Raw genomic sequence first — 21,474 nt, 5'->3', positions numbered from 1 at the left:
CGGTAATGCCCAGGTGTACGGTAATGCCGAGGTGTACGGTAATGCCGAGGTGTACGGTAATGCCGGGGTGTACGGTAATGCCGAGGTGTGCGGTAATGCCGAGGTGTGCGGTAATGCCGAGGTGTGCGATGATGCCGAGGTGTACGGTAATGCCAAGGTGTGCGGTAATGCCAAGGTGTACGGTAATGCCGAGGTGTTCGATGATGCCGAGGTGTGCGGTAATGCCAAGGTGTGCGGTAATGCCGAGGTGTGCGATGATGCCGAGGTGTACGGTAATGCCAAGGTGTGCGGTAATGCCAAGGTGTACGGTAATGCCAGGGTGTGCGAGAGATCTGATATTGTATGGTTTTCGAATGTTGGTACGGAGTACGGCACATTAACCGTATTTAAAACTAAGCAAGGAGTATTGTGGGTCACTAGAGGCTGTTTTAGTGGTTCTGTTGAAGAGTTTTTGAAAAAATCCGCAGAAGTACACGATGAAAAAACCAAAAGAGAATATCAGCTTTTGATCGAAGTGGCTAAATCCAGATTGGAGGAAACACAATGAGCACCTGGAAATACGACAGTGATGAAGATTACTATGAATCGCTCTCCATTAACCACGACGATCAAGAATATGACGGCGATGATGATGATTTTGATCCACGAGAATGTGATCGAGCAGCTGAGATGTGGGAAAGACAGTTTTTAGATAATTTTTATTACAGATAAGCCTAGATTTTTCTAGGCTTTTATTTTAGGAGCAAAAATGTGTGAATGTATTGATAGTTACAAGTTAAAACTAACTGAATATTTGATTCAACAAGGTGTTGAATTGATTGGAGGAATATCTCTTAACACAGTATTCCCAACCAAAAACTGGGAAATCATTGGAGAAAGAACGGTAGTGGAAGTTGAGTATGTTGAGAAAGTAACTTCAAAAAATGGGAAAGTGCGTGAAGTAAAACGCAAAACAAGAGTCATTAATGATTACTGCCCATTTTGTGGTAGCAAATACGAATAAAGGAGCAAAAAATGAAATTCACACTAGAGCCGATTTACCTTATTGCCGCATTAATCATCGCCGTTGTCTTAGGCATTAGTTGCCAACCGCAACCCGTCAAAGCACTGGAAAAAGACACGGATTATTACGACCACACGCTCAACCTTGAAACTACCTTAAGCGAGGAACAGCAACAATGGCAACAATGGGCAAAAGAAGAATGGGAAAAGGAACACGGCAATTTACAAACACCGCTCACACCGGCACACGAAGCGGAAATTAGAGTGCGATTAGCGGAGGGGGTGAGATGATGGATATTTTTGAACAGCTTAATCAACAAGCGAAACAGCTTAACCGCCAACGGCTTGAAATGTTATTTCATCAACTCACGTTAGCTTTGCATCAGTATAAAACGGATCCACAGTGGAATAACTACTTTACTGAGCTTTTAGCTCATTACGAATATAACGACATTGTCAACGCAATACACCACTTACCAATTGATGAACAAGAGCGAGAGGGATTGTTACATCTACTAGAGATTAATCAATTCCACCTCGTGCAAGAAAACGAAATCGCAGACCACAGAACCTTTAACCAATTCAAATAAGAGGATAATAATATGGCACTTAAAATCATTTCATCAAAACAATCTATCGAAGTAAAAAACATCACTATCTGTATCTATGCTCCCCCAGCTTATGGAAAAACATCAACCGCATTTACAGCAAAAAATCCACTGCTGCTAGACTTCGATAATGGAGCATATCGTTCTCAATTCCGTAAAGATACGGTACAGATTGAATCTTGGCAAGATATTACAGGCTTAACAGAAGAGGATTTAAAGCCTTACGATACCATTATTATTGATACCGTAGGTCGTGCGTTAGATATGATTACGGTTGATATTCTAAGAAGTAATCAAAAAGGAACAACTAGAAATGGTGGAACTGAATTAAGTCAACAAGGCTATGGCACACTTAAAAATAGGTTTATTTCGTGGTTAAAACTTCTCCGCTCTTTCGGTAAAGATGTCGTTTTACTTTCACATATGACTGAGGAAAGAAAAAATGATGAGTTTGTAGAACGTTTGGATATTCAAGGCGGAGCGAAAAACGAAGTTTATAAAGTGGCAGATTTAATGGGAAGATTAGTCTTAAATGGCAATCAAAAAGTTCTCGATTTTAACCCTAGCTCAACAGGCTTTGGTAAGAACCCAATAGGCTTACCTGTGATTGCTGTACCTAACTTTAAAGTTGAGCCTTTGTTCTTAGCGAATATTATCGAGCAAGTGAAAGCAGAATTAAATAAACAATCTGATGAAGCTATCAAGGAACAACAAGAACTTGATGAGGTGCACGCTAAATTCAGCGTTTTGTTAAATCCTGAAGAGTTTAACGAAATGATAGATCCAGATATGCCAACTTTACATAAGCAGCTATTAATGGATTATGCGAAAAAACAAGGAATTACTTTCAATAAAGAAAGCAAACAATTTGAAAAGGTCGCCGCATGATAAGAATCTCCGCAACAACATTAGAAGCCTACCGAAGATGGCTTGATAACGAAGATGCAACCATAGAAGATATGGTTGCTTATCTTGATAGAAAAATAGAACCTACTAAAGCAATGATGGCTGGCACTGCTTTTCATAAACTGCTTGAAACAAAACAGGGTAATCTAACAGTAGAAACAGTTGATGGTTTTACTTTTGATTTTAGCGAAATTGATAGTGATGTTTATATTCCAAAAATCAAAGAGTTTAAATTCACGGTTATGAGAAGAATTCTTGATGAAGATGTGACATTTGTTGGTGTTGTTGATGCGATGGATAGCAACACTGTTTTCGATCACAAGCTAACCTCATCAATAGATGTCGAAAAGAATTATGAGCCATCAATGCAATGGCGAGCGTATCTATCTTGGCTTAATTTAGATCATTTTACCTACAATCTTTTTAGACAGTATAACCCTGCTGCTACTCCTGATACCTTTCTGATTAAAGAAGCTGTTACTGTATCATTTCACAGATATGAAGATATGGATCTAGATGTTGAGAATATGGCAAAAAGTTTAATAATTTTTATTAAGGAGTACGCTCCACACCTAATTAATAGGGGGTAAATAATGGCAGGCGTAAATCGTGCAATTATATTAGGGAATTTAGGACAAAACCCTGAAATCCGCACAATGCAAAACGGCGATCTAGTAGCTAATATCAGCGTAGCAACTAGTGAGCGTTGGCAAGATAAACAGAGCGGAGAATGGCGTGAGAATGTGGAATGGCACAGGATTATATTATTTAGACGATTAGCGGAAATCGCCGAGCAATACCTTAAAAAAGGTTCAAAAGTCTATATTGAGGGCAAGCTCAAAACCCGAAAATGGCAAGACAAAAATGGGCAAGAACGCTACATCACAGAAATTCAAGGCGACAGCTTGCAGATGCTAGATAGCCGTCAAGAGGGGCAAAACGCACAGGCTAACGCACCGACACAACAAGCACAAGCCAACAAGCCGAATGCTTACGCACAAGCAAAAAACGGCACTTACACCCCACCGCCACCAGCTGATTTTGATGATGAGATGCCTTTTTAATGGAGGATAAAAATGAACACATTAAAGTTTTGTGACGTGACTTTAATTGATGGACATAGAGCGTGGATTAATTTTCATGAAATTGAATGTATTGAAGATTGCTATATTCGCTATGACGAAGAAACAGATAGTTTTATAGAAGGTCTTGACCGTACGTTTAAAAAAATAACTAAAGTTATAATGAAAAGTGGTCGTATCTATTATGTGGAATTTACTTTAGATAGTTTTGACGATAAGTTTTATATTTCAAAACATTACAATCATTTCAACCTAGATTTAGACAAAAGCGCCCTCAAATGAGGGCTTTTTTACGAGGAGAAAATGAACACAGACCTACTCAACGAGCGAGCAAAAACGCACGGCGATTTTACCAGCGGTGCAGAAACCTTTTATCACCTGATAAAACCGATCATCGAAAGCCAGCTTTTTGAACGCAACAAAGTCAAAGCCTACGCCGCCACAATGATTGCCGCCAAACTCACCCGAATTTGCAACGGTGATGAAACCTTCCCCGACCACTGGGACGACATTATCGGCTACGCTCAATTAGCCACCGGTAAGCAATTTGAACCACAGCAAGTGGTAAGTGTGCCGGTTGTGGATTATATAGAAAAGCCTAACCCAAACAGTTAGGCTTTTCCGAACAGTTGAGAAGTTATGAATGGGCTTGTTTAAGTAACAAAATTGCTTGTTCTAATATCTTTCCTTTTGAAATACCAAGCTCAACAGCAAGCCTATCTATTTCATCTGAAACAGATTGTGGAATTTTAAAAGACTTCGTTACAATGCCCCGCTTTGCCTCGCTACGAGCATTTATTTCGGTTCTTGACAATGCCATAATTATTCCCTATGATTTGAAGAACTGGGGGACTGGTACTCCCCCAGTAAGTTATCAGATTAATAAACTGGCAAAGACCAGAGTAATAAAACGATAACTAGGATAATACGGATTAACATATTATTATCCTCTTCGTTATCGTGAGGATTAAGCCTCACACTCACTTTCAAGCTATCCCTTGAAAGTGAGATTATTATAATGTATGTTTACATACAAGACAAGTAATATTTTAAGAAAGCCTGCAATGTTTATTGTGGGCTTTTTATTTGACACCGCCCAAACTTCGGATTAAGATAACCGTACTTACAACGTTCAGCGGTTTTCCGCACCCGATAGCATAGCGGTTTTTTTATCCCTAAAATCTACCTATACAGATCTGTATAGCTAGAAATTCAATATGATCGGGGCGAGAGAGCGATATACAATACATCTGAATAAGCTCCGCCGTCTGAACGCGGTAAGTTGACCCCCGATCACCCTACTTATTGATCGGAATAATTTAACTTAAATTCGTTCAGAGGCATAAAATGTCAAACTTACAAATCTTATCAAATCAAATTCGTAAAAATGGAAATCTATATTCATTAAACGATCTTCATATTGCTAGTGGTAGTGAAAACAAACATCGTCCAGCTTTATTCATTCGACTAGAAACAACCAAAGAACTCATTGCGGAAATGGAAAATGAAAACCAACCACGCAATACTATTTTGGTTGTAAAAAATGGCTTAGGTTCATACGCTTGCAAAGAGCTAGTTATCGCTTACGCTGCTTGGATAAGCCCAGCTTTTCATTTAGTTGTATTACGAGCTTTCTTAAACCAAATTGAATGTAAACCACAACAGATTGCGTTACCAGAACCAGAAAAAACAATCACCCTAAACTGGACGGAAAACGAACTTAAACGATTAGCCTCATTTTGGTGTGCCGCCTTTGAAATGCACCAAATGCTAAAACACATTGAACCAGGATTACGTACGATTGGTTCAAGTTTTGCCTCAACCGTTTATACTCAAGTTAGCGAATATCAATCTACACTTGACCTTATTCACGCACGACTTCAAGTAGATATTGATCCTTTGCAATATACAGACCCACAGAACGCACATTGGCAATATTGCTTAAACACAATCAATAACTACAAGCCGAGAGCGAAACTAATACCAGTTCGTAAATACAACTTCTAACTTAACCAACCGCCTTACCTTACTTTTTAGTGAGGCGGTTTATTGCACCCTAAATTCAGTAAATTGATTAAAGTTTAGTCATTGATTTGACAAAATTATCAAATCAAAAGGTGAAATTATGTTCAGAATTTTAATGATTATCGGCTTATTGTGGTGTGCGTATGAACTCGATTTAGGTTCAGACTGCGACGGGCATTATTGTGGAACAACTACGGATTTAATCACAAAAAACTAGGAGAAAAGAAAATGTTTTGGTTTAAAAATGCAATGATTTACCGCTTAACAAAAGCGATCGACTTCAGCAATCTATCGGCTCAGCTTGGCACTTGCGAATTTACGCCTTGCGGTAGTAGTGAGGCAAGTAAATTTGGCTGGATTGCACCACTTAGCACGAGTGAACAGCTCTGCTTTGAGGCTAACGGACAAATTTTACTTGTCGCCCAGCGAGAAGAAAAAATCTTGCCAAATTATGTGATAACCAAAGAACTTGCTAACCGAGTAAAAGCACTAGAAGAAAAAGAAGGGCGTAAACTCAAAAAAGTCGAAAGGCTGTCTATTAAAGATGATGTGGTTGCCTCTCTTTTGCCTCAAGCCTTTACCCGTAGCACCTACACCGCACTTTGGATTGATACGCAAAACCAGTTGATTTATGTGGACGCAGGATCAGCCAAAAAGGCAGAAGATGCGTTAGCGTTACTGCGCAAATCCCTAGGTTCTTTGCCTGTTATTCCACTTGCTTTTGCAAACGACCCAGCACTCACGATGACAAACTGGCTCAATGAAGCACCAGATTGGCTAACCGTGCTAGAAGAAGCGGAATTGATAGGAATAAAAGAAGATAGCGTAGCGAAATTTAAACGGCAAGATTTAGACAGCGAAGAAATTCGCGCTTTGCTTGAGGCGGGCAAATTGGTAACGAAAATCGCCCTAGAATGGGAAAATAATTTGAGTTTTGTGCTTTGTAATGACGACACACTAAAGCGCCTAAAATTTGCTGATGAAATCAAAGAGAAAAATGATGACATTGCAAAAGAAGACATCGCTCAACGCTTTGATGCGGATTTTTTATTGATGACGACAACGTTATCAACACTCACACAACGTTTGCTTGGTGAATTTGGTGGGGAAAAGGAAAAGATATGAATAAGGAAACCTTACACGTACGATACTTTATTTATCACGGCTTACGTTTTATTTCGGAAGATTGTCCCCTACTAAAAGAGCCGGGAGATATTAATTATGCACGTTGGGTTATGTTAATGCACGATGTTCCCGCCACCTTAAGTTTTGATATTGAAGAATATGTTAAACAATTCCCTTTGTATTGTATGTATGAGGGGATTAAACACAAGTTTATTAATGTTTCAAGATTAGGAGATGTATTTATTACTGATAATCTAGAAAGTACATCTTATAACAAACGAGTGTTAATTACCGATTTATATCAATTTTCAAAGGAGAAGTAATTATGTATTTAGACAGTTTTGGTACTGCAATAATGGCAGTATGTATTTTCATAGCAGTTGTTGCTTTTGGTCTAGGTGTGTTAGTAGGTTGGTTATTTTTGTAAGGATAAAGATATGAAACCATTTGATTTAGAAAAAGCATTAGCAGGTGATCCTGTTAAATTGAGAAATGGAAAAAAAGCACTTGTAGTAAATAAAGTCCCTACTTATATTGATGCAAATAATCCTTTAATAGGATATGTAGTAAATAAAGAACATGACAAAATTGAACCAATTACTTGGACATTAGAGGGGCGTTTTCATTCTCAATCAATTATTGATGCTTTTGACATCGTTGAGATGTGGGAAAAGCCAAGAATTATAAATGGGATTGAAGTTCCTCGAGCCGTAACCTTAGATACAGTGGAAAACGCTCAGCTATATTATTTTATTAGTCTTATTTCAAAAGATTTAGTATCTCAAATGGGTGTAGATACTTTTAACGAGCATTGCCGAGAGGCGATTAAACGAGGGTTAGTTTTTAAAACAAAAGAAGATGCTCAAAAAATGGCGAAAGCCCTATTAAACTACAAAGAGGGAAAGAAAATTGAGTGGTTTAATGCAAATGAAAAACAACCTGAACTTGATTCTAAAATTTTATATTATTCTGCAGAAAACGGAATGGGTGTCGGTATAGTTAAAGAAATTAACTATGACTTTATCAATGACGAAGGCAAACCATACAAATTACTTCTCATCTATGATGTAAGCGATGAGACAGAATTTATTACTTCTGCTGAATATTGGATACCAGTACCTCAGCCACCACAAGCCTAACCTAACCAGTTAGGCTTTTTTTTGGAATAAATTATGCAAAAACTCACCAAATCCAAAGCGAGGGTAAGAGCGTTTGGCGAGGTGTACACACCTCAAAAACTGGTGCAAAAAATGACCGCACTTTTACCCAAAGAGAGCTTTGAGCCTGAAAAGAAAATTCTCGAACCCAGCTGTGGCACGGGGAATTTTTTATATGACATCCTCAACCGCAAGCTATGCAAAATCCTCGTAGGCCCAAAGCGTCCTTATTACAAGGTGCTAAATATGTATCAAGCACTAGCGAGCGTGTATGGCGTAGATATTCAACTAGACAACGTGATCGAATGCCAACTTCGCCTCAAATCCCTATTTTACGAACGCCTCGCAATGCTGCACGTTAAGCCTTTTGAATATTTTGTCGATCACGTCTTAATTAACAACATCAGACGAGAAAACGCCCTTGAGGACGCATTCACCTTTATTGATGTCGAGATCGTTTTCAAAGATCGTGATATTGGTATTAAGGTAGAGAAAAATAGCTTTTTGCTTAGCGAATATGAATGCCATTTGCAACAGAACACCTTTCAACTTCAAGCCGTGCGATTGCTGGCGTTTGAAGATGATATTGGCATTACTCATAACACGCAATAATCTAACGCCCACTAGTGGGGCTTTTTGTTGGAAGGAATATAAATAACGATGAAAAACATATGCTATTGGTTATAGCAATGCTTTACCTATTGACACTAGTTGCCATTGTAGGACTGCCAGTAGCAATAGTTGTGTGGGTGATCAAATGGGTATGGGTAAGTTAATTGAAAAGTTTAAATGGAGATAATATGGATAGAATATTAAGACTAAAAGAAGTTAGCCAAAAAACAGGCTTACCAAGATCAACCATCTATGCAAAAATAAAGCAAGGGACTTTCCCGTCACAATTAAAACTAGGGCCTAGAGCGTCTGGGTGGCGAGAAAGCGAATTAGATTTATGGATTGAACAACGGCAATCAAATTTCTCTTGCTCCTAATAAACACGGCCTCACGGAAGCCTTTTCTACAAAATCCCCCCACCACTCAATATATTGACGCTTTTGCTTTTCGTACGTACTGCGATCATAAGCCGTACGGACTTTGTCGCCTTTAACGTGCGAAAGCAAAGCCTCAATAATTTCCACATTAAATTCATTTTCATTTAATGCCGTGCTGGCTATCGATCTAAATCCGTGAGCACATAAAATCCCTTGATAGCCCATTTTCCGCAACGCTTTATTAATGGTTTCACTACTCATATTTGTTGTTAAATTCCCGTTTTTAGGGAATACAAAATCACAATGCCCCGTAATTGGGCGCATTATGTTCAGAACATTTATTGCTTGTTTCGACAATGGAACAAGATGAGGGCGTTTCTTACCTTTCATCCTTTCTTTTGGAATAGCCCAAACTGCATTATCAAAATCGATTTCCTTCCACATTGTGCCTGCCGCCTCACTTGGTCTTACCATTGTGAGCAATTGCCATTCTAATAAGCAACGTGTTTGTAACTGGATATTGGCTTTATTGACAGCCTCTAAAAATTGAGGCAATTTATCAGGGTGAATAGAGGGGCGATGCTGTACCTCCCCACTAGGGAACAACTCTTGAATATTCGCTGTTGGATTAAACTGAATTAAGCCACCATTTACCGCAAAACGCATAATTTCATTCAGACCTCTAATGACCTTTTTTAACATCTCAAATTTCTTCTCATCAGCTAATTTTTGCAATTTCATTCTTGTAAAAGGTGCTGTGATTTCTGATATAGGCATATTCCCTAAGTGAGGAAATAAATGTAGCTCCAGCAATCGCCACTGATCTCTCATCGTGTCCGCTTCAACTTTAGACGATTTCATCTTTCGCCAATCTTGAGCCACACTGATTAACGTATTACTTTGATTAAAAACGGCTTGCTCTTTCTGCTTAAAAATATAATCCTGCGGATCTATACCTTTTGCTAGTAACGAGCGATATTCATCTCGCTTAGTACGAGCTTCTAACAATGATATTTCCGGATAACTTCCCAACGATATTAACTTACGCTTTTTAAGTAAATCGTAATAATTAAATCGCCATAGTTTAGAACCGTTAGTTTTAATCAACAAATACAGCCCCTGCCCATCTGATAGTGTATAATCCTTTTCTTTAGGTTTTGCCGTTGAAATTTTAGTATTATTTAACTGTATGATTTGTCTAGCCATTTTTGCCCTATAGTTATACAACTAAAAACTAAGTTATACGATATAAGCTCATTTTAGTTATATCGTAGTTATACGGTATAACTAATCGATAAAATCGGTATAACTAAATGTATAACTAAAATAGCTAGATTTCAATAGACATTTTTAGACCTTATTAGACACTAATTTTAAAATTAGTATTGAAAAATAAGGATTTTTAGACATTTTGGGATATTATCAGAGTATAGAATGGCGGTGAGAGAGGGATTCGAACCCTCGATAGAGTTTCCCCTATACACACTTTCCAGGCGTGCTCCTTCAACCACTCGGACATCTCACCATTTTGAGGATTTCATTCAGAAATTAGGTGCGCAATATATTCACTTTCCGACAAATCGTCAAGCATTTTCGGCAAAAATGACGACAACTGCTTAAAAAAGGGGCTGATTTTACTCAGCCCAAATGCTCTACTTATCTTTACTAGCAAAAAATCGAATAATTACAAACTCTTTTGCGAATTGAAATGATCAACCGCAACATCAAACCGTTCCGCAACATCTTTCGCCACCGGAGAAAATAATGATGAAGTAACGGTAACAACTGAGCAGGCTAAAAAGCCTGGAATAATTTCATAAAGATTGGCAATATCCGTCCAATTTAAAGTTTGCATTAATGGTTTCCACGCCACCACCGTTACTGCGCCGGCAATCATTCCCCATAATGCCGCATTGGAAGTGATATTACGGTTAAATAAAGACATTATCACCAATGGCCCGAATGAAGCCCCAAATCCTGCCCACGCATAGGAAACCAAGCCCATCACACGTGAATTCGGATCTTGAGCAATCGCAATCGCAATCACGGCAATAATTAACACCATAATACGCCCAACCCAAACCAGCTCTTTACTGGAAGCATTTTTGCGTAAAAAACCGTGATAAAAATCTTCGGTGAGTGCCGCCGAACACATTAAAAATTGAGCGGACAAAGTACTCATAATTGCGGCTAAAATGGCGGATAAGACAATGCCGACAATCCACGGATTAAAAATGGCTTTGGAAACTTCAATGAAAACGGACTCCGCAGAATCCAACATTACACCTTTCACTTCAAAATAAGCCAAACCGAAATAGCCCACTGCACAAGCACCGCCTAAACAAAGTAGCATCCACGTAATACCTATTACTCTTGCTTTTTCTAAGGCTTGTACAGAATTTGCAGCCATAAAACGCGCTAAAATATGTGGTTGTCCAAAATACCCTAATCCCCAAGAAAGTGCTGAAATTACACCAATACCAGAAACATTATACAACCAATTTGAATAAGGAATGCCTGTCTGCTCTGATTTTAATGTTAACGCTGCCGAAATTTCATTCCAACTGATATTCAGCAAAACGATAACTGGAGCCAGTAACAATGCAAAGATCATTAATGAAGCTTGAATTGTATCACTCCAAGAGATGGCTAAATATCCTCCGATAAAAGTATATGCAATAGTAGCTATAGCCCCAAAAATTAATGCCGTACCATAATCAATACCAAGCAGACTTTGGAACAATTTTGCACCCGCTACCACCCCCGAAGCGCAATAAATAGTAAAGAAAAAAAGAATAACAGATGAAGAGATGATTTTTAATGATTTAGCACGATAAGGAAAACGTGCTGCAAAAAACTCAGGCAACGTTAACGCATTACCATAATGTTCAGTGAAAACACGCAACCGTCCTGCGACAATACGATAGTTAAAATAAGCCCCTACCGTTAAACCAACAGCAATCCACGCTTCCGACAAACCAGTAATGAAAATAGCGCCGGGTAATCCGAGCAACAGCCAACCAGACATATCAGATGCACCAGCGGACATTGCTGTTACAAAACTTCCCATTTTGCGTCCACCCAAAATATAATCATTAAAATTTTTTGTCGAGTAATAAGCGTAAATGCCAATACCTAAAATTACAAACAGATATAAACCAAAAGCTGTGTAGATTTGATAATTCTGCATACTTTCCCCCTACTAATAGTGGTTATTGTTCTTCAATAGCCATCAGTGTCGCATTTCCACCTGCGGCTGCAATATTCTCACTATGTGAAAATTCGTGATATAACAACGTGATATCTTGATGTTGTGTCCAGTCATATAGACAGAAAATAAATGGATTATGCTCTGCTAATGCCACTCGTTTTTCTAGACTAATCGGCGAAACAAACACACCTTTTTGATAATATTCGTTCGGTTTACGTGCAGTTAAATCTGGTAAACTATATGTTAACAATAGATTATCTTCTTCCACTACCACTTTAAAACCGGAGCGTTGTAAATACTGATATGCCGACATCAAACGTGCGACATCGTCACCCAACAACAACACTGATGTTGTTTTATAATTAATTATATTCAATTCACCGGTAATGCTTGGCAATGTTTTCGGTACTTCAGCCAACGAAGAATAATATTGTGCGGTTCGAGTCAAACGCTGAACATATAATTCACCACCAGCTTTCGGCCCAGTTCCAGATAAACCGTGTCCACCAAATGGCTGCACACCAACTACCGCACCAACGATATTACGATTGATATAGAAATTACCGCATTGTAGATTGTCTTCGACCATTTTTATTGATTGCTGGATACGGCTATGGCAACCGCCGGTCAGCGCATAACCTTTCGCATTAATCTCTTGTAACAAAGCGGCAAGATCCTGCGGTTTATAACGTACAAAATGCAAAATCGGCCCGAAAACTTCGTGTGTAATCTGTTGCAATGAGCCAATCTCATAAATTGACGGCGCCACAAAATAGCCAGATGTCGGTGCAAACAATTCAAAATGGCGACGTGCGATTTTACGCACACTTGCTTGATAATCAAGTAGTTTTTGTTGAGCTTCTTGATCTATCACTGGTCCAATATCAGTATTAAGATATCTTGGATCGCCTATTACCAGTTCTTGCATTGCTTCTGTAAGCATTTGATATAAACGGTCGGCAATATCTTCTTGCACCAACAAAATACGCAAAGCGGAACAACGTTGCCCTGCTGAATCAAATGCTGAACTAAGTACATCTGTAATCACCTGTTCTAATAATGCAGAAGAATCTACTACCATCGTATTTAATCCACCAGTTTCTGCGATAAATACCGGATGATTTTCACGGGTAATCAACTGTTTATTAATTAAATGTGCTACCTCTGTTGAGCCGGTGAACATTACCCCGTTAAACGGCTGTGCAACCAATGCCGCACCTAAATCACCATTGCCCAATGTTAATTGTAATGCATCACGAGGAACGCCCGCTTGATGCAACAATCTCACCGCATAATAGGCAATAATTGAGGTTTGTTCAGCCGGCTTAGCCACTACACTATTTCCAGCAGCTAACGCTGCCGCGATTTGTCCTGTAAAAATTGCTAATGGGAAATTCCAAGGTGAAATACATAAAATAGTACCCAATGGCGGAGCTAACATCTTATTTTCTGATAATAATCGAATTTGCTCTGCATAGTAACGCAAGAAATCTATCGCCTCTCTTAACTCTCCTATCGCATTCGGCAACGTTTTACCGGCTTCCTCAATTGCTAATTTAATCAATAATCCGAAATTCTGTTGATAAAGATCAGCTGCTTTTTCTAAAATTTCAGCTCTTTCTTGTGCTGTTTTTTCGTTCCATTTACTCTGTTGTGCTGCACAGAAAACCTCTGTAGCGGATGAAGTGGACATAAAATCAGCTGTTGCTAATCTATCCGCTAATAGTGCTGGGTTAGTAACTTTATAGCTCTGTGAAACATCCGTATCTATTGCACAAAGAGAATGAACATCATCATATTCAGCTTTATTTAACGCCTGTTCCAATAACATCAAATCTATTTCATCATTTAAATTGAAACCTTGAGAATTTTTTCGTTTTGGGAATAATTCTGCTGGTAATTTAATCGCTTTATTCGGCAAACCATTAAATTTCTTTACCTTTTTCCAAGGCGCCTCAATTAACTCATCAATAGAAATATTGTCATCAATTAATTGATGTACAAAAGAAGAATTAGCTCCGTTTTCCAATAAACGACGCACTAAATAGGCTAGTAATGTTTGATGAGTCCCCACCGGCGCATAAACGCGAACACGACGGTTAAATTGTTGCGGACCAACAATGTTGTCATACAGCGTTTCGCCCATTCCGTGCAAACATTGAAATTCAAATTCTTTATCCTGACCCAATTCGTAAATGGTTGAGAGCGTCTGCACATTATGGGTTGCAAATTGTGGATAAATCACATCCTGCGCTGCCAGTAATTTTTTGGCACAGCTGATATAAGAAATATCACTATGCACTTTTCTGGTGTACAACGGAAAACCGGAAACGCCTTCCGTCTGTGCCCATTTAATTTCACTGTCCCAATATGCGCCTTTTACCAAACGCACCATCATTTTGCGTTGATAACGGCGATTCATTTCAATAATGTAATCCAACACAAACGGACAACGTTTTGAATAAGCCTGAACCACAAAGCCGATACCATCAAAGCCGGCCAAGTCAGGATCTTGCAACAGTTTTTCTAATAAATCTAAAGAAAGTTCAAGTCGGGAAGCCTCTTCCGCATCAATATTCAAACCGATATTGTACTGTTTTGCCAATAAAAACAGTTTTTTCAATCGAGGATAAAGTTCATCCATTACCCGCTGTTGTTGCGAACGGAAATAGCGTGGATGAATAGCGGACAGTTTCACCGACACGCCATTGGAATCATACAATGAGCGACCTGCCGATTGACGACCGACCGCATCAATCGCCTCCACATAATCTTGCATATATCGGTCGGCATCCGTCATTGTCATTGCCGCTTCGCCCAACATATCAAAAGAGAAACGGTAGCCCATTTTTTCTCGAGGAATAATGTTTTTTAATGCCTCTTCCATTGTTTCGCCGGTAACAAATTGATTGCCCAAAATGCCCATCGCTTTTTCAATCGCTAATTTCATTAGCGGCGCAGATAAACGAGAAAAACTTTTCATTAATGCCGAAGAGAGTGCTTCTTCACTCAAAGAAGCGCTGATTTTACTGCCTAAAAGCAGACCGTAACTGGCAGCATTGGTAAATAATGACCCCGATTTTTTAATATGAGAACGCCAATTACCAAGCTGTAATTTATCGTTAATCAATGCATATCTCGTTTCCGCATCCGGAATACGCAACAACGCCTCCGCCAGACACATCAAGGCAATACCCTCATCACAGCCTAAAGAAAATTCGTGCATCAAGGCATCAACGCCGTAATGTTTCTGTTTTTTGGCACGCACTTTCATAATCAGTTCGCGCGCAACATTATCGATACGATGTTGTTGTTGTTCATCAAAAGATAATGTGGCGAGCAAGCGTTGTACCGCTTCCTGCTCCGAACAGGCATAATGTTGACTGATTAATTGACGTAATTTTGATTTTTGGCTGAGATCATTGGCATATTGGTAATTCATTTTTGCTCCGCAAACACGTATTGTTAATTAACTGTTACGAATTTAAAGTAATCACCACAAATAATAAAGTGCATTTGTTTAAAACTGTGACACATTTCAAATAATTTATTAACAATAAATAAACATTTATTTTTATTATGACTTTTGTTGTGATTTCTTGATTTTAATGACCACTTTTTACCCACTTATTTAAACTTAGTTAAATATACCTTGACAAAGAAAGGTTTTTATCTACTAAATAAATGCGTTTTTCAATAAAAACGATGGCAAACACACACAACTTGGAGAAATTATGAAAAAATTAACTAAGCTATCACTTACCGTGTTGGCACTCTCTCTTTCTACCACTGCATTCGCTGCACCCAAAACATTAGTTTACTGTTTAGAAGCCTCCCCTTCAGCATTCAACCCACAATTAGTAACAGACGGCGCCTCCATTGATGCCAGCGGACAAGCCATTTATAACCGCTTAACCACTTTTGAACGTGGTAAAACTAATGTAATCCCGTCATTGGCAGAAAGTTGGGATATTTCAGATGACGGCAAAGTGTACACTTTCCATCTCCGTAAAGGCGTAAAATTCCAATCAAATAAACTCTTTAAACCAACTCGTGATTTTAACGCTGACGATGTGTTGTTCTCATTTAATCGTCAATTAGATAAAAATAATCCATATTACAAAGTTTCCGGCGGAACTTATGAATATTTTATCGGTATGGATATGCCGAATATCATTGATAAAATTGAAAAAATTGATGATTACACCGTTCGCTTTACTCTAAAAGCACCTAATGCACCGTTCCTTGCTAATGTCGCGATGGACTTTGCTTCTATTCTTTCAAAAGAGTATGCCGATAAAATGTTGGCTTTAGGCAAACCGGATGCAGTCGATACTCAACCAATCGGAACCGGACCATTTGAATTAGTGTCTTATCAAAAAGATGCGTTGATTCGTTATAAAGCCTTTTCTGACTACTGGGAAGGCAAAGCAAAAATTGATCGTCTTGTCTTTGCCATTACGCCGGATCCTTCCGTTCGTTATGCAAAATTGAAAAAAGGTGAATGCCACGTTATTCCTTATCCGAATCCGGCGGATATTGCCGATATGAAGAAAAACCCTGACATTACCGTTCACGAAAAAGCAGGGCTTAACATCGGTTATTTAAACTTTAATGTGACTAAACCGCCATTTGATAATGTTAAAGTACGTCAAGCATTAAGTTATGCGGTCAATAAACAAGCCATTATGGAGGCGGTTTATCAAGGAACAGGTCAAATTGCGAAAAACCCAATTCCACCAACAATGTGGTCTTACAACGATGATATTAAAGATTATGAATACGACCCTGAAAAAGCAAAACAACTTCTAAAAGAAGCTGGTTTTGAAAAAGGTTTCAGTACCGAACTTTGGGCAATGCCGGTTTCTCGACCATATAATCCGAATGCACGTCGTATGGCAGAAATGATTCAGGCTGACTGGAAAAAAGTCGGAGTTGATGCCAAAATCATCAGCTATGAATGGGGTGAATATTTGCAACGTATGCGTAAAGGTGAAGATCCAAGCGGTATGATGGGTTGGAACGGTGATAACGGTGATCCTGACAACTTCTTAGGAACATTATTAAGCTGCGCTGCGAAAGAGCAAGGTTCAAACTATGCTAAATTCTGCTATGAACCATTTGATAAATTAATTCGTGAAGCGGTGCAATCAACCGATTTAGCTAAACGTACTGAACTTTATAAGCAGGCACAAGTGATTTTCAAAGAACAGGCTCCTTGGATCACTATTGCACATTCAACTGTTTATGAGCCGACTCGTAAAGAAGTGAAGAATTACATTATTAACCCATTCTCACTTCATCCGTTTTATGGCGTTGACTTAGAATAATTACAATCGCTATATTATCACTTTTATAATGATAACAACTTTTCTTGCCATCACTTGATGGCAAGAATCTTTTAATTGTTTAATGAGAATCTTATGTTTCGATTTATTTTCAAACGGGTAGCGATGGTGATTCCAACATTTATCGGAATCACTTTACTCACTTTTGCTCTTATTCATCTTATTCCCGGTGATCCAATCGAAATTCGTATGGGAGAACGTGGTTTAAGTCCGGAAGTTCATCAGCAAATGATGCATCAATTGGGACTTGATAAACCTTTACCTGAACAATATTTCGATTATTTAAAAGGCATTGCTCACGGTGATTTCGGCATCTCTTTTAAAAACAATGTGCCGGTTTTAGATGAATTTCTGTCACTCTTTCCGGCAACAATCGAACTTGCCGTTTTCGCAATTTTATTTGCTGTTATTATCGGTATCCCTATCGGGATTTTAGCAGCGATTAAGCGAGGGTCGATATTTGATCACTCGGTAATGGCAATTTCCCTCACTGGCTATTCTATGCCGATTTTCTGGTGGGGATTATTATTGATGTTGTTGGTATCAGTACAATGGAATTTAACTCCTGTTTCCGGTCGCATTGATGCGGAATATTGGGTCGATTCTGTAACCGGCTTTATGTTGATTGACAGCTGGTTATCTGGAGAACCTGGAGCATTTAAATCAGCAGTTATGCATTTAATTCTCCCTTCTATTGTGCTTGGTACTATTCCACTAGCGGTTATTTCAAGAATGACTCGTTCTTCTATGTTGGAAGTACTTGGTGAAGATTATATCCGCACTGCTCGTGCCAAAGGGCTTTCTTCGATGCGTATTATTGTTGTTCACGCACTGCGTAATGCATTAATACCGGTCGTTACTGTAATTGGATTGATTGTTGGGCAATTATTGTCCGGTGCTATCCTTACTGAGACAATTTTTTCTTGGCCGGGAATCGGCAAATGGGTTATCGAAGCAATTCGTGCCAGAGATTATCCAGTAGTACAAAGTGCCGTGTTGATTATTGCCACTATCATTATCATCGTCAATTTATTGGTTGATCTGTTATATGGCGTGGTTAATCCCCGTATTAGATACCGTAAATAAGGATTTCATTTATGTCTACCCTTGAACTTACCGCACCAGCTCCGCGTTCACCGTTACAAGAGTTTTGGTTCAATTTCAGCAAAAACAAAGGAGCTGTGGTCGGTTTAGGATACATTATTATTATTTTTGTCATTAGCTTGTTTGCAGATGTAATTGCACCACACGATCCAATTATGCAGGTTCGTGATGCCTTCCTTCTTCCCCCTGCTTGGATTGACGGAGGAAATTGGAGCCATATTCTAGGAACAGATGACGTAGGAAGAGATATTCTTTCCCGTCTTATCTATGGTGCAAGATTATCTCTTTTCATTGGACTGTTAGTCGTTTCACTTTCTTTTATTTTAGGCGTTACTTTAGGTTTAATTGCCGGTTATTTCGGTGGTTTAGTCGATATGGTCATTATGCGAATTATCGATATTATGTTGGCATTACCTAGCCTTTTGCTTGCAATCGCAATTGTGGCAATTTTAGGTCCATCATTGCTCAATGCCTCATTTGCAATTGCTTTTGTATCGTTACCAAGTTACGTCCGTTTAACTCGCGCTTCGGTTTTAAATGAGATCAATCGAGATTACGTAACCGCTTCCCGTGTTGCTGGAGCAGGGATCTTACGTTTAATGTTTATTACCATTTTACCTAACTGTCTTGCACCATTAATTGTGCAGACATCAATGGGCTTCTCCAACGCTATTTTAGATATGGCAGCACTCGGTTTCCTTGGAATTGGAGCTCAACCACCAACACCGGAATGGGGAGCAATGCTGGCAGAAGCATTACAATTTGTTCAACGTGCTTGGTGGGTAGTCACTTTCCCCGGCTTAGCCATTCTTTTCACTGTGCTTGCCTTTAACCTAATGGGTGATGGCTTACGAGATGCACTTGATCCAAAATTGAAACAGTAGGAGTAATAATGTCGTTATTAACCATCAACAATTTATCTGTTCATTTTGGCGATAAAGATAAACCTTTTAAAGCAGTTGATCGTATCAGTTATCAAGTTGAACAGGGTGAAATTTTAGGAATTGTCGGAGAATCTGGTTCAGGAAAATCAGTGAGTTCGTTGGCAATTATGGGACTAATTGATTTTCCAGGACGCGTGAGTGCTGACCAATTACAATTTGATGGGCAGAACTTATTAAAACTGGATGAAAAACAGAAGCAAAAATTAGTCGGTGCTGATGTTGCAATGATCTTTCAAGACCCAATGACAAGTTTAAACCCTTGTTATACGGTAGGTTTCCAAATTATGGAAGCGCTCAAAGTACATCAAGGAGGAAGTCGCAGAGAACGTCGAGAGCGTACCCTTGAATTATTAAAATTGGTTGGCATTCCTGACCCAAAATCTCGCCTTGATGTTTATCCACATCAATTATCCGGCGGAATGAGTCAACGAGTGATGATCGCAATGGCAATCGCTTGCAAACCGAAATTATTAATTGCTGATGAACCAACTACTGCATTAGACGTAACAATTCAGGCACAAATTATTGATTTACTTTTAGAATTACAGCAAAAAGAGAATATGGCGTTGATTCTAATCACGCACGATTTAGCATTAGTTGCAGAAGCTGCTCATCGCATTATCGTAATGTATGCCGGTCAAGTAGTTGAAGAGGGTTTATCTGAAGATATTTTCCGTGAACCTAAGCATCCTTATACACAAGCATTATTACGCTCCTTGCCGGAGTTTGCCTCCGGAAAATCTCGTTTGCAATCATTGCCCGGTGTTGTTCCCGGAAAATATGATCGTCCACAAGGTTGTCTACTTAATCCTCGTTGTCCGTATGCTACGGATGAATGTCGCAAAAATGAACCACAACTACACAAACTAGGCAACCGTTTGGTCAAATGTCATACACCTCTTGATGTACAAGGAAATCCTCAAAATGTCTGATAAACAAATGATTACAAAAACAACGGCGAGTACGCCTTTATTGGAAGCGATTAATCTAAAAAAATATTATCCAGTAAAAAAAGGGCTTTTCACGCCTGTTCAATATGTAAAAGCACTTGACGGCATTTCATTCACATTACAGCAAGGAAAAACATTAGCGGTTGTTGGAGAATCCGGTTGTGGTAAATCAACATTGGGAAGATTACTAACAATGATTGAAAGTCCGACAGAAGGTGAACTCTATTATCAAGGGAAAAATTTTTTAGTTAAAGATAACGAGATCGTTAAATTACGCCGACAAAAAATTCAAATTGTGTTTCAAAACCCTTATGCATCTCTTAATCCACGTAAAAAAATTGGTACGATTCTAGATGAACCGTTAAAAATTAATACTAATCTAACAAAAGATCAGCGTAAAGCAGCGGTCTTATCAATTATGGATAAAGTGGGATTACGTCCGGAATTTTATGATCGTTATCCTCATATGTTTTCTGGGGGGCAACGTCAACGTATTGCCATTGCTCGTGGTTTAATGTTGAATCCCGATATTGTCGTGGCGGATGAACCTGTTTCTGCGCTGGATGTTTCTGTTCGAGCGCAAGTACTAAATTTGATGATGGAATTACAGGAAAACTTAGGTTTATCCTATGTTTTCATTTCTCACGATCTCTCTGTGGTAGAACACATTTCTGATGAAGTAATAGTGATGTATTTAGGTCGTTGTGTCGAACAAGGCACAACCGAACAAATTTTTGGCAACCCACGTCACCCATATACTAAAGCTTTACTCTCAGCGACACCGAGATTATCACCCGAATTAAGACGAGAACGAATCAAACTTTCCGGCGAATTACCTAGCCCATTAAATCCACCAAAAGGTTGTGCTTTCAATGCTCGCTGCCAGTTTGCCACAGAACAGTGTCGTCAACAACAACCGGAATTAAAAACCTATTCTGACGGAGTAAAAATTGCTTGCTTTATGGTTGATAACAATTAGGCGTTTACGCAAAAAATAAAAGGTCTATAATACGCGCATTCTAA

Annotated in this window: 25 protein-coding genes and 1 tRNA gene; 21 read left to right on the top strand and 5 right to left on the bottom strand. The window is 38.9% G+C overall.

Features of this window, described 5'->3' with window-relative positions; genetic code table 11:
• From QV04_RS11645 to QV04_RS06850, 10 genes are all read left to right on the top strand, one after another.
• Positions 1-547 (top strand): polymer-forming cytoskeletal protein (locus QV04_RS11645; protein ID WP_197494808.1); only part of this gene is annotated, 547 nt, incomplete at its 5' end.
• Positions 544-711 carry a hypothetical protein gene (locus tag QV04_RS11505; protein WP_156539718.1) on the top strand — a complete coding sequence of 56 codons (168 nt, stop codon included), beginning with the start codon at positions 544-546 and terminating at the stop codon, positions 709-711. The genes QV04_RS11645 and QV04_RS11505, both read left to right, overlap by 4 nt.
• Positions 712-748: 37 nt before the next feature.
• Positions 749-1,003 (top strand): hypothetical protein, encoded by a 255-nt coding sequence (locus tag QV04_RS06885; RefSeq protein ID WP_065233341.1) that lies wholly within the window; start codon positions 749-751, stop codon positions 1,001-1,003.
• Between the two features lie 11 nt (positions 1,004-1,014).
• On the top strand, positions 1,015-1,293 hold the full coding sequence (locus QV04_RS06880) for a hypothetical protein (RefSeq protein ID WP_065233340.1): 279 nt from the start codon (positions 1,015-1,017) through the stop codon (positions 1,291-1,293).
• Positions 1,290-1,592: a hypothetical protein gene (locus QV04_RS06875; protein ID WP_065231316.1), complete on the top strand. Its 303-nt coding sequence runs from the start codon at positions 1,290-1,292 to the stop codon at positions 1,590-1,592. The genes QV04_RS06880 and QV04_RS06875 overlap by 4 nt, the downstream gene beginning before the upstream one ends.
• 12 nt (positions 1,593-1,604) lie before the next feature.
• Positions 1,605-2,498: an ATP-binding protein gene (locus tag QV04_RS06870; RefSeq protein ID WP_039173596.1), complete on the top strand. Its 894-nt coding sequence runs from the start codon at positions 1,605-1,607 to the stop codon at positions 2,496-2,498.
• Positions 2,495-3,106: a hypothetical protein gene (locus QV04_RS06865; RefSeq protein WP_065231317.1), complete on the top strand. Its 612-nt coding sequence runs from the start codon at positions 2,495-2,497 to the stop codon at positions 3,104-3,106. The genes QV04_RS06870 and QV04_RS06865 overlap by 4 nt, the downstream gene beginning before the upstream one ends.
• Before the next feature lie 3 nt (positions 3,107-3,109).
• On the top strand, positions 3,110-3,580 hold the full coding sequence (gene ssb, locus QV04_RS06860) for a single-stranded DNA-binding protein (RefSeq protein ID WP_065231318.1): 471 nt from the start codon (positions 3,110-3,112) through the stop codon (positions 3,578-3,580).
• A 12-nt stretch (positions 3,581-3,592) separates the two neighbouring features.
• Entirely contained in the window at positions 3,593-3,880 is a 288-nt protein-coding gene (locus tag QV04_RS06855) for a hypothetical protein (protein WP_065231319.1), read from the top strand.
• 21 nt (positions 3,881-3,901) lie between these two features.
• Positions 3,902-4,213, top strand: a complete 312-nt coding sequence (locus QV04_RS06850; RefSeq protein ID WP_065231320.1) for a hypothetical protein — start codon at positions 3,902-3,904, stop codon at positions 4,211-4,213.
• Positions 4,214-4,235: 22 nt separating this feature from the next.
• Here QV04_RS06850 and QV04_RS06845 read toward each other — a convergent pair whose 3' ends face one another.
• A complete protein-coding gene (locus QV04_RS06845) occupies positions 4,236-4,418 on the bottom strand; it encodes a ribbon-helix-helix protein, CopG family (RefSeq protein ID WP_035688065.1) in 183 nt (60 codons plus the stop codon).
• A 527-nt stretch (positions 4,419-4,945) separates the two neighbouring features.
• Here QV04_RS06845 and QV04_RS06840 point away from each other — a divergent pair.
• From QV04_RS06840 to QV04_RS06815, 6 genes are all read left to right on the top strand, one after another.
• On the top strand, positions 4,946-5,605 hold the full coding sequence (locus tag QV04_RS06840; protein ID WP_065231321.1) for a KilA-N domain-containing protein: 660 nt from the start codon (positions 4,946-4,948) through the stop codon (positions 5,603-5,605).
• 246 nt (positions 5,606-5,851) lie between these two features.
• On the top strand, positions 5,852-6,748 hold the full coding sequence (rdgC, locus tag QV04_RS06835; RefSeq protein WP_065233339.1) for a recombination-associated protein RdgC: 897 nt from the start codon (positions 5,852-5,854) through the stop codon (positions 6,746-6,748).
• Entirely contained in the window at positions 6,745-7,071 is a 327-nt protein-coding gene (locus QV04_RS06830; RefSeq protein ID WP_065233338.1) for a hypothetical protein, read from the top strand. The genes rdgC and QV04_RS06830 overlap by 4 nt, the downstream gene beginning before the upstream one ends.
• Before the next feature lie 114 nt (positions 7,072-7,185).
• The gene (locus tag QV04_RS06825; RefSeq protein ID WP_065233337.1) at positions 7,186-7,887 is read left to right on the top strand and encodes a hypothetical protein; all 702 of its coding nucleotides are present in this window, start codon (positions 7,186-7,188) and stop codon (positions 7,885-7,887) included.
• 33 nt (positions 7,888-7,920) lie between these two features.
• Positions 7,921-8,517, top strand: a complete 597-nt coding sequence (locus QV04_RS06820) for an N-6 DNA methylase (protein ID WP_065233336.1) — start codon at positions 7,921-7,923, stop codon at positions 8,515-8,517.
• A gap of 188 nt (positions 8,518-8,705) precedes the next feature.
• Positions 8,706-8,894, top strand: coding sequence for a helix-turn-helix transcriptional regulator (locus tag QV04_RS06815; protein WP_065233335.1), 189 nt, complete (start codon positions 8,706-8,708; stop codon positions 8,892-8,894).
• On the opposite strand, the gene QV04_RS06810 is transcribed toward QV04_RS06815, so the two are convergent.
• The 4 genes from QV04_RS06810 to putA form a co-directional block, all read right to left on the bottom strand.
• On the bottom strand, positions 8,874-10,100 hold the full coding sequence (locus tag QV04_RS06810; protein WP_065233334.1) for an integrase arm-type DNA-binding domain-containing protein: 1,227 nt from the start codon (positions 10,098-10,100) through the stop codon (positions 8,874-8,876). The genes QV04_RS06815 and QV04_RS06810 overlap by 21 nt on opposite strands.
• Before the next feature lie 229 nt (positions 10,101-10,329).
• Positions 10,330-10,419: transfer RNA gene (locus QV04_RS06805), tRNA-Ser, on the bottom strand.
• Between the two features lie 159 nt (positions 10,420-10,578).
• Positions 10,579-12,084, bottom strand: a complete 1,506-nt coding sequence (gene putP / locus QV04_RS06800) for a sodium/proline symporter PutP (protein ID WP_065233333.1) — start codon at positions 12,082-12,084, stop codon at positions 10,579-10,581.
• A 22-nt stretch (positions 12,085-12,106) separates the two neighbouring features.
• Positions 12,107-15,547, bottom strand: coding sequence for a bifunctional proline dehydrogenase/L-glutamate gamma-semialdehyde dehydrogenase PutA (putA, locus tag QV04_RS06795; protein WP_065233332.1), 3,441 nt, complete (start codon positions 15,545-15,547; stop codon positions 12,107-12,109).
• 292 nt (positions 15,548-15,839) lie between these two features.
• Here putA and QV04_RS06790 point away from each other — a divergent pair, with 292 nt between their 5' ends.
• The 5 genes from QV04_RS06790 (at position 15,840) to QV04_RS06770 (ending at position 21,430) form a co-directional block, all read left to right on the top strand.
• The gene (locus QV04_RS06790) at positions 15,840-17,435 is read left to right on the top strand and encodes an ABC transporter substrate-binding protein (RefSeq protein WP_065230823.1); all 1,596 of its coding nucleotides are present in this window, start codon (positions 15,840-15,842) and stop codon (positions 17,433-17,435) included.
• A 93-nt stretch (positions 17,436-17,528) separates the two neighbouring features.
• Positions 17,529-18,539, top strand: a complete 1,011-nt coding sequence (locus QV04_RS06785) for an ABC transporter permease subunit (RefSeq protein ID WP_039134646.1) — start codon at positions 17,529-17,531, stop codon at positions 18,537-18,539.
• An 11-nt stretch (positions 18,540-18,550) separates the two neighbouring features.
• The gene (dppC, locus tag QV04_RS06780; RefSeq protein ID WP_065230824.1) at positions 18,551-19,441 is read left to right on the top strand and encodes a dipeptide ABC transporter permease DppC; all 891 of its coding nucleotides are present in this window, start codon (positions 18,551-18,553) and stop codon (positions 19,439-19,441) included.
• 8 nt (positions 19,442-19,449) lie between these two features.
• Entirely contained in the window at positions 19,450-20,433 is a 984-nt protein-coding gene (gene dppD, locus QV04_RS06775) for a dipeptide ABC transporter ATP-binding protein (RefSeq protein ID WP_065230825.1), read from the top strand.
• On the top strand, positions 20,426-21,430 hold the full coding sequence (locus QV04_RS06770; protein ID WP_065230826.1) for a peptide ABC transporter ATP-binding protein: 1,005 nt from the start codon (positions 20,426-20,428) through the stop codon (positions 21,428-21,430). Before dppD ends, QV04_RS06770 begins: the two co-directional genes overlap by 8 nt.
• Positions 21,431-21,474: the final 44 nt, after the last annotated feature.

This window comes from Gallibacterium genomosp. 1, from assembly GCF_001678575.1.
In the GTDB taxonomy this organism is placed as follows: Bacteria; Pseudomonadota; Gammaproteobacteria; order Enterobacterales; family Pasteurellaceae; genus Gallibacterium.
The sequence above is the reverse complement of the archived record's forward strand: the minus strand, read 5'-3'. Positions and strand labels throughout refer to the sequence as shown.